Annotated in this window: 7 protein-coding genes and 1 pseudogene; 1 reads left to right on the top strand and 7 read right to left on the bottom strand. The window is 73.4% G+C overall.

The features are described from left to right. A pseudogene (locus E1262_RS30350) lies at positions 1-489 on the top strand (plasmid stabilization protein); the annotation flags it as partial. Here E1262_RS30350 and E1262_RS14655 read toward each other — a convergent pair. The 7 genes from E1262_RS14655 to E1262_RS14625 all read right to left on the bottom strand — a co-directional run bounded on the left by E1262_RS14655 (position 486) and on the right by E1262_RS14625 (position 8028). After that, positions 486-1826: an NAD(P)/FAD-dependent oxidoreductase gene (locus E1262_RS14655; RefSeq protein WP_132103873.1), complete on the bottom strand. Its 1341-nt coding sequence runs from the start codon at positions 1824-1826 to the stop codon at positions 486-488. The pseudogene E1262_RS30350 and the gene E1262_RS14655 sit on opposite strands and share 4 nt — an antisense overlap. Positions 1827-1917: 91 nt before the next feature. Continuing rightward, positions 1918-2961 carry a LacI family DNA-binding transcriptional regulator gene (locus E1262_RS14650; protein WP_132103872.1) on the bottom strand — a complete coding sequence of 348 codons (1044 nt, stop codon included), beginning with the start codon at positions 2959-2961 and terminating at the stop codon, positions 1918-1920. 1 nt (position 2962) lies between these two features. Next, positions 2963-4495 (bottom strand): acyl CoA:acetate/3-ketoacid CoA transferase, encoded by a 1533-nt coding sequence (locus E1262_RS14645; protein WP_132103871.1) that lies wholly within the window; start codon positions 4493-4495, stop codon positions 2963-2965. Next, positions 4492-5244: an SDR family NAD(P)-dependent oxidoreductase gene (locus E1262_RS14640; protein ID WP_132103870.1), complete on the bottom strand. Its 753-nt coding sequence runs from the start codon at positions 5242-5244 to the stop codon at positions 4492-4494. Before E1262_RS14640 ends, E1262_RS14645 begins: the two co-directional genes overlap by 4 nt. Continuing rightward, the gene (locus E1262_RS14635; protein WP_132103869.1) at positions 5241-6413 is read right to left on the bottom strand and encodes an acyl-CoA dehydrogenase family protein; all 1173 of its coding nucleotides are present in this window, start codon (positions 6411-6413) and stop codon (positions 5241-5243) included. Before E1262_RS14635 ends, E1262_RS14640 begins: the two co-directional genes overlap by 4 nt. Continuing rightward, positions 6413-6847: a MaoC family dehydratase gene (locus tag E1262_RS14630; protein ID WP_132103868.1), complete on the bottom strand. Its 435-nt coding sequence runs from the start codon at positions 6845-6847 to the stop codon at positions 6413-6415. Before E1262_RS14630 ends, E1262_RS14635 begins: the two co-directional genes overlap by 1 nt. Continuing rightward, a complete protein-coding gene (locus tag E1262_RS14625) occupies positions 6844-8028 on the bottom strand; it encodes a CaiB/BaiF CoA transferase family protein (protein WP_132103867.1) in 1185 nt (394 codons plus the stop codon). The genes E1262_RS14630 and E1262_RS14625 overlap by 4 nt, the downstream gene beginning before the upstream one ends.

Below are 8028 nucleotides of genomic sequence, written 5' to 3'. Positions count from 1 at the left end.
GGGTTCGGGGTGGGGATCGGGATCTCCGGCGGTCAGCAGAACGTGATCGAGCGGAACCTGATCGGCGGGAACACCACCGCCGGGACGCTGATCGGCAGCGCGGAAGACGTGCCGTCGCTGGACAACCGGTTCGTCGGCAACACGTTCACCGAGAACCGGATCGACATCGCCGACATCTCGACCGAGCGGGCGCCGTCGACGGGGACCTGCCTGGACGGCAACGGGTTCGCCTCGGTGCTGCCGGACGCGATCGCGACCGCGGTCTGCCCGGCCGGAACACCGGCGATCTCGGGGGTGACGTTGACGGACGTGCCGCCGGCGCCGCCGGGGGTGCCGTTCCTGGACGTGACTTTGCCCGAAGCGCAGCCCGGCCTGGAGGGCGACCTGACCGCCGTCCCCGAACCGCTCCCGGAGACCCCAGAACGGCCCGCCACCGACGGCCTGCCCGTCCCCGACGCCGGGCTGCTCGCCGACCGCTCGGCGCTCTAGCGGCGGGGGACCTGCCGGTCGCGGTCGCCGAGCGTGGCCGCGACGAAGGCCTCCCGCGGATGCTGGACCGACAGCAGCGACACGATGTCGCGTCCGTAGAACAGTGCCGCCGCCCAGACGAGGGCCACGCGGACCTTGCGCTCCCACGTCGGGACCGCCAGCACGTGGTAGCCGCGGTGCATGAGCCAGGCGAGCAGCCCGGTGATGACGATGCGGCGGTACTGGAAGATGCCCTTGCCCAGGCCGAGCGTGGCGACCGTCCCGAGGCTGTGGTGCACGTACGGCTTGGTCTTGCGGCCGCGCAGGTCGGCGACGATGTTCTTGGCCAGCCGCTTGCCCTGCCGGACGGCGTTCTGCGCGTTCGGGACGACGTACGCGCCGGGCAGGTCCGACGCGAGATCCGGGACGGCGGCGTTGTCGCCGGCCGCCCACGCGTCCGGCACCGGCGCGTCGTCGGTGCCGACCCGCAGGTCGGCGCGGACCTTGAACAGGCCCTGCTCGTCCACCGGCAGGTCGGTGTGGTTCGCGACGACCGGGTTGCTCTGGTTGCCGGCGGCCCAGATCAGCAGGTGGTTGTCGTACTCCGTGCCGTCGGACAGCACCACATGCCCGCCCTCGGCCGACACCAGCTTGGTCTCCAGGTGCACGTGCCCGCCGCGCTTCTCCAGGTGCCGCACGACCCAGTGGCCCGGCTCGTCGGTCACCTCCGGCAGGATCCGGTCGCGCACCTCGACCAGGTGGAACGCGAGGTCGTCGACGCTGAGCTCCGGGTAGTGCTTCAGCAGCGCGGTGGCCAGCGACAGCAGCTCGCCGAAGCCCTCGACGCCGGTGAAGCCGCCGCCGACCACGGTCGCCGTCAGCAGCTTCCTCCGCTCCGGCCCCGGCGGCAGCGCGGCGGCCCGCTCGAACGCCGTCAGCAGCCGGTCGCGGATCGCCACCGCCTCCTCGACGTGCTTGAGGCCGATCGCCTCGTCGGCGACCCCGGGGATCGGGAACGTCCGCGTCACGGCGCCCGCCGTCACGACGATGACGTCGTAGTGCAGCTCGCGGTCCGGAGCGTCGGCGGTGCTGACGGTCGCCGTGCGGTTCGTGTGGTCGATGTTCACGACGCGGCCGGCGATGAGGTGCGTGCGGCGCAGGTGCCGGCGCAGCGACACCGCGACGTGCCGGGCCTCGACCGAGCCGGCTGTGACCTCGGGCAGGAACGGCTGGTACGTCATGTACGGCCGCGGGTCGACGAGCGTCACCTCCGCCTCGTCCCGGCGGAGCTTCTTCTCCAGCCGCCACGCGGTGTAGAACCCGGCGTACCCGCCGCCCACGATCAGGATCCTGCGCATTTCGCTGCCTCCTCGTGCTCTCACCCTGACGACGGCGCAGGGGTCGGTTTCGTGACAGTTTCCGGCGGCGGTGTGACCGCCGGAACAGTGGTCAGCGCGGCGGGGCGGCGGAGGTGCGGACGACCAGCTCGGCGGGGCGGGTGACGAGGACGGGGTCGGCGCCCGCGTCGGCGGGGTTGAGCATGCGCTTGAGCAGCAGTTCGGTCGCCTGTTCGCCGACCCGGACGGCGTCGCTGTCGATCGTGGTGAGGGCGATGCCCGGCAGCTGGCCGACGGTGACGTTGTCGAAGCCGACGATGGACACGTCGTCGGGGACGCGCAGGCCGAGGTCGGCGCAGGCCATCAGGCCGCCGAGGGCCATGGTGTCGCTGGCGAAGAAGATGCCGGTCGGCGGCTCGGCCACGTCCAGCAAGGAGCGGGCGGCGGCCCGGCCGCCCTCGAAGCTGGACTGGGCGGTGGCGACCGGAGCGTCGTCGCCGGCCTCCAGCTCGAAGCCGCGGCGGCGGTCGGCGAACGGCTTCACCGACAGCTCGCCGGCGACGTGGCCGATGTGCCGGTGGCCGAGTGAGCGCAGGTGCCGGACGGCCGTCCGCGCGCCGGCCAGGCTGTCGACGACGACGGTGTCGGCCACCAGCTCTGGCAGGTCGCGGCTGGCCAGCACGATCTGGATGCCCCGCCGGCGCAGGTAGTCGATGTGGTCGCTCTCCGACCGCACGGCCACCAGCACGACGCCGTCGACGCGGCGGTGCGCCATGGAGCGGATGATGTCCAGCTCGCGGTCCGGGTCGTCGCCGGAGCTGCCGAGGACGAGCGTGTAGCCGGCCGCCTCGGCCGCGGTCTGGATGCTGGCGACGAGGTCGGGGTAGAACTGGCTGCGGATGTCGGCCACCACCAGCCCGATGGTCGACGTCGCACTGCGGGAGAGGCCGCGGGCCAGCGGGCTGGGCTGGAAGTCCAGCTCCTGGATGGCGGCCCGGATCCGCTCCCGGGTCGATGCCGCCATCGCGTAGCCGTGTGCGCGGTTGAGGTACTTGGAGACGGTCGCCTTCGTGACGCCCGCCCGGTCGGCGACGTCCTTGATGGTCGGCCGCCGGGTGTGCTCCGGCGTGGCGTCATCTCGCATCGTCTTCTGCACGTTACTGAAAGTACTCGGGCTCCATCGCCCTGACGTCCTCGACGAGCACGTCGAACGGGATCCGGTCGAGGAGGTCGCGCCGGACGTCGACCCCGGGCGCCACCTCGAGCAGCCGCAGCCCGCTTGCGGTGAGGTCGAACACCGCCCGCTCGGTGACGTAGCGGACCCGCTGGCCGCGGGCCACCGACTCGCGCGCGCTGAACGTCACCTGGGTGACGGCGGGGACGAACTTCGGGTGCTCGCCCTCGGTGACGACGCGCAGCTCACCGCCGCCGACACGGACGTCGAGGCCGCCCGCGGTGAACGTCCCGCAGAACACGACGGTGGCGGCGTTCTGGCTGATGTCGACGAAGCCGCCGGTCCCGACCACGCGCGAGCCGAACTTCGACACGTTGACATTTCCCGCGGCGTCCACCTGGGCGAACCCGAGGAACGCGATGTCGAGGCCGCCGCCGTCGTAGAAGTCGAACTGCGCGGGCTGGTCGAGGATCGCCTCCGGGTTGGTCGCGACGCCGAAGATCACCCCGCGGGCCGGGATCCCGCCCACGGCGCCCTGCTCGATCGTCGTGGTGAACTCGTCCAGCCGGCCCTCCTCGGCGGCCACGGAGGCGATGCCGTCGGCGATCCCGACGCCGAGGTTGACGACGTCGCCCGGCTCGATCTCCGACAGCGCCCGCCGGGCCACCACCTTCCGCGCGTCCAGCGGGAACGGCGGCATCGTCGACACCGCGGCGCGCAGCTCGCCGGAGAAGGCCGGGTTGTACTCGTGCGTCACCACCTGCTTCTGCCCCGGATGGTGCACGACGACGTCGACGCAGATGCCGGGCACGGCGACCAGCCGCGGGTCCAGCGTCCCGGCCTTCGCGACCTGCTTCACCTGCGCGATGACGAGGCCGCCGCGGTTGCGAGTGGCCTGGGCGATGGCCAGCATCTCCAGGCGGGCGCCTTCCTGCTCGAAGGAGAGGTTGCCGCGCTCGTCGGCGGTGGTGCCGCGGATGAAGCACACGTCGAGGCCGAACGCCGGGTAGAACAGCCACTCCCGTCCGGCCAGCTCGACCACCTCGACCCGGGTCTGCGGGCTGACGTCGTTGAGCCGGCCGGCCTCGACCCGTGGGTCGCAGAACGTGCCCAGCCCGACGTGCGTCACGACGCCCGGCCGGCCGGCCGCGATCTCGCGGAACAGCTGGCTCATGACACCCTGCGGGAAGTTGTACGCCTCGAATTCGCCGGCGACGGCCATCGCGCTCATCGCGGGCGCCATGCCCCAGTTGCCGGCGACGACGGAGCGCACCAGCCCGCGCTGGGCGAGGTGGTCCATGCCGCCGCCCTGGCGGTCGCCGATGCCGGTGGTGTGCACGAGGTCCAGGCCGCGCGGCGATCCCGTCTCGCGGAACCGCCGGCCGAGCGCCGCCAGCAGCGCGTCCGGCTCCAGCAGCCCGCCGCCGGAGCCGCCGACGGCCAGCGTCTGCCCGTCCTGGACGAGGTCGGCCGCGGCCGCCGCGGACAGGAACCGCGGACGTCCCCGTCTGCTCACGCCATCACCCCGCCGCCGTTGAGGTGCAGCGTCTGCCCGTGCAGCAGCTCCGCGCCCGGCCCGGCCAGGAACACGACGGCCGGCCCGACCTCCTCGGGCGTCCCGAGCCGGCCGGTGACGGAGTCGCGGGTGCGGGCGTGCACCCACTCCGGCGTGGCGTACGGCCGCACCATCGGGGTGTCGATGGGGCCCGGCGCGATCGCGTTGACGCGCACCCGCGGGCCGACCTCGCGGGCCAGCGCCTTCGTGAAGCCGAGCACGCCTGCCTTCGCGGTGGCGTACGCGACGTAGTCGACGGCGCCCTTGACGGCCAGCTGCGACGAGACGTTGACGATGCGCCCGTGCGTCTGCAGCATCCCGTGCAGCACGTGCCGGGTGACGACGAAGACACCGTCGAGGTCGACGCTCAGCGTGCGCCGCCAGTCGGCCAGCTCGGAGTCGACGATGCGCACCGGCTCCATGAACCCGGCGTTGTTCACCAGCACCGTGATGGTGCCCAGCTCCCGGCCGACGACGGCGACCGCCTCGGCGACCTGGTCCCACGACGTGACGTCGGCCGCCACCGTCGTCGTCCGCACCCCATGGGCCGCCGCCAGCTCCCGGGCCAGCGCCGTCGCCGCGTCGGGTTCGTCCAGGTGGTGCACGGCGACGTCGGCGCCGGCCCGGGCGAGGTCGCGGCAGATCGCTGCGCCCAGCGCGCCGGTCGCGCCCGTCACCAGCGCCACCTCGCCCGCGAGCGAGCCGGTCATGCGCCCACCCCCGCGGGCAAGACGGCGTCGGAGTCGAGGAACGCGGTCAGCGGCTCGCCGCGGGCCAGCATCCGCAGCGCCCGCCGGCCGAGCATCGTCTCGTGGATCTCGCTGGTGCCGTCGAAGATCTGCGTCACCTTGGCGTCGCGGTGCATGCGGTTGACGTCCTCGTCCGCGACGATGCCCAGCGCGCCGTGGATCTGCATCGCCTCGTCGGTGTGCCGGCGGGCGGCGTCGGAGGCGAACATCTTCGCCATCGACACGACGTCCTGGTCGCCGCCGCCACCCAGGGCGAACGATTCGGCGGCCCGCCGGGTCAGCTCCCGGGCGGCGCGGTAGTCGGCGGCCATCCGGCCCAGCTTGCGCTGGATGACCTGCAGGTCGCCGATCGGCCGGCCGAACGCCTGCCGGGCGTTCGCCCGCTCCAGCCCGGCCAGCAGCGCACCGCGCAACAGCCCGCACGCGTACGCGGCGGCGTCGATGCGGGCCATGTTGAGGCCGTCCATCATCCCGGCGAACCCCTCGACGTCGAGCCGGTCACCGCGCGGCACCCGGACGCCGCCGAACAGCAGCTCGCCGTTGGGCATGCCACGGAACCCGGACAGCTCCGGCCCGGGCCGCCCGGACGCGCCGGGGGAGGACATGTCGACGACCAGCGCGACCATCGGCGCGTCGCGGTCGGCGCTGCCGACCTTGGCCAGCACGATCGCGACGTGCGCGACCGGCGCGAAGCCGACCCAGCACTTGTGCCCGGTGAGCAGGTAGTCGTCGCCGTCAGGCACCGCGACGGTGGTCAGCGCGCGTACGTCGGTGCCGGCCTCGGGCTCGGTGATGGCGAACGAGCTGTACGTCCGCGCGGCCAGCGTCGACGCCACCCACCGATCTCTCAGGTGTGGCGGCGCGTACTTGGCCAGCAGGTACGCCGACAGCCGCGCCCCGGCGACACCCAGCGCCACCGCCGGGCTGGCCGCCGCGATCCGCTCGGTCACCTCGCGGGCGAGGTCCATCCGCGTCACGTCCAGCCCGCCGGCGTCGTCGTGCACGATGCCCTGCAGCCCGAGCGCCGCCGCGTCGGCCAGCAGCTCCGGGAAGAACGCCGCCTCGGCATCGATGCGCCGTGCCGCCGGGCGCACCCGCGTCTCGACGAAGTGGTCGACACCGTCCAGCATCACGCGTCTCCTTCCGAGGGGTAGCAGTAGAGGACGTGCGTCCCGACGAGGCACCGCTCGCCGTCCTGCGTGGTCGCGGTCATCGCCGCGAACGCCTTGCGGGCGGCGAGGTCGAGCCGCTCGATCACGTAGTCGACGGTGACGGTGTCGCCCAGGTACACCGGGTGGAGGAACCGGACCCGGTCGTAGCCGTACGAGACGGCCGTCACGCCGTGCGCCTCGCACAACTGGGCCGCCGCTGTCGACGTCAGCCCCAGCGTCAGCACGCCGTGCGCGATGCGGCGGCCCTGCGGCCGCGACCGCATGTACTCGTCGTCGACGTGCTGCGGCGCGAAGTCGCCGGTGATGCCGGCGAACAGGCCGACGTCGGACTCGGTGACGGTCTTGCGGAACGTGCTGCGCGCGCCGACCGGCGGGAACCACGAGGCGGTCATCGCGGCACCTCCACGACGCCGTCGGCCAGCAGCTCGGCGGCGTCCAGCCCGAGCTCGGCCAGCAGCTCGGCGGTGTGCTCGCCGAGCAGCGGAGCGGGGCGCCGGGCCGGCAGCTGCTCGCCGTCCAGCGTGATCGGGTTGCCGACCAGCTCGACGGTGCCGGCGACCGGGTGCTTCACCTCGAGGCGGCGCCGGTCCCACCGCACGTACGGGTCGGTGGTCATCTCGCGGTGGTCGTTGACCGGCGCGCACCACACGCCGGCCGCGTCGAGCACGTCCAGCAGATCTTTGGCCGGGCGGGCGGCGACCAGCTCGCCGACCAGCGCGTTCAGCTCGTCCCGGCTGGCCGTCGCGGCCTCCTTGTCCGGGAACCGCTCCAGCAGCTCCGGCGCGTCCAGCCCGTCGGCCAGCGCCTCCATCGTGGTGAGCGAGATCGCGACGTAGCCGTCGGCGGCCGCGTGCACGCCGTAGGGCGCCTCGATGTAGGCGCTGCCGGGCGCGGTCGAGCGGCGCGGTGGCTCGCCGGAGTTCACCGTGGCAACCACCTCCTGCACGGTCTGGTGCAGCATCGCGCCGACGAGGTCGACCTCGACCAGGCGGCCGCGGCCGGTGCGCTGCCGCTCCACCAGCGCCGCCGTCGCGCCGAGCGCCAGCATGGTCGCCGCGTGGACGTCGGCCACGAAAGGGCCGGCCGGCGTCGGGGCGTCGCCGGCGGTGCCGGTGAGCCAGAGCGCGCCGGTGCGGGCCTGGGCGAGCAGGTCCTGGCCGGGCTTGCGCGGGTCCGGCACGCCGGCGCCGTAGCCGCTGGCGGTGCAGTAGATGAGTGACGGGTTCACGTCCCGCACCCGTTCCCAGCCGAGGCCCAGCCGCTCCATGACGCCGGGGCGGAAGTTCTGGATCAGCACGTCGGCGGTCCGGATCAGTGCTTCGGCGACCCGCAGCCCCGCCGGGGTCTTGAGGTCGACGGCGAGCGAGCGCTTGTTGCGGTTCATCGCGAGGAACTGGGCGCTGACTCCGTTGAGGAAGGTGGTGCCGGACTGCCGGCCGCGTTCGCCGGTGCCCACCACCTCGACCTTGATGACGTCGGCGCCGAGGTCGCCGAGCATCTCGGCGGCCCACGGGCCCTGCATCATGTGAGCGAAGTCGAGGACGCGGACGCCGTCCAAGGGGAGGTTCGGCAT

This window comes from Jiangella aurantiaca (genome assembly GCF_004349105.1).
GTDB classification, from domain to species: domain Bacteria; phylum Actinomycetota; class Actinomycetes; order Jiangellales; family Jiangellaceae; genus Jiangella; species Jiangella aurantiaca.
The sequence above is the reverse complement of the archived record's forward strand: the minus strand, read 5'-3'. Positions and strand labels throughout refer to the sequence as shown.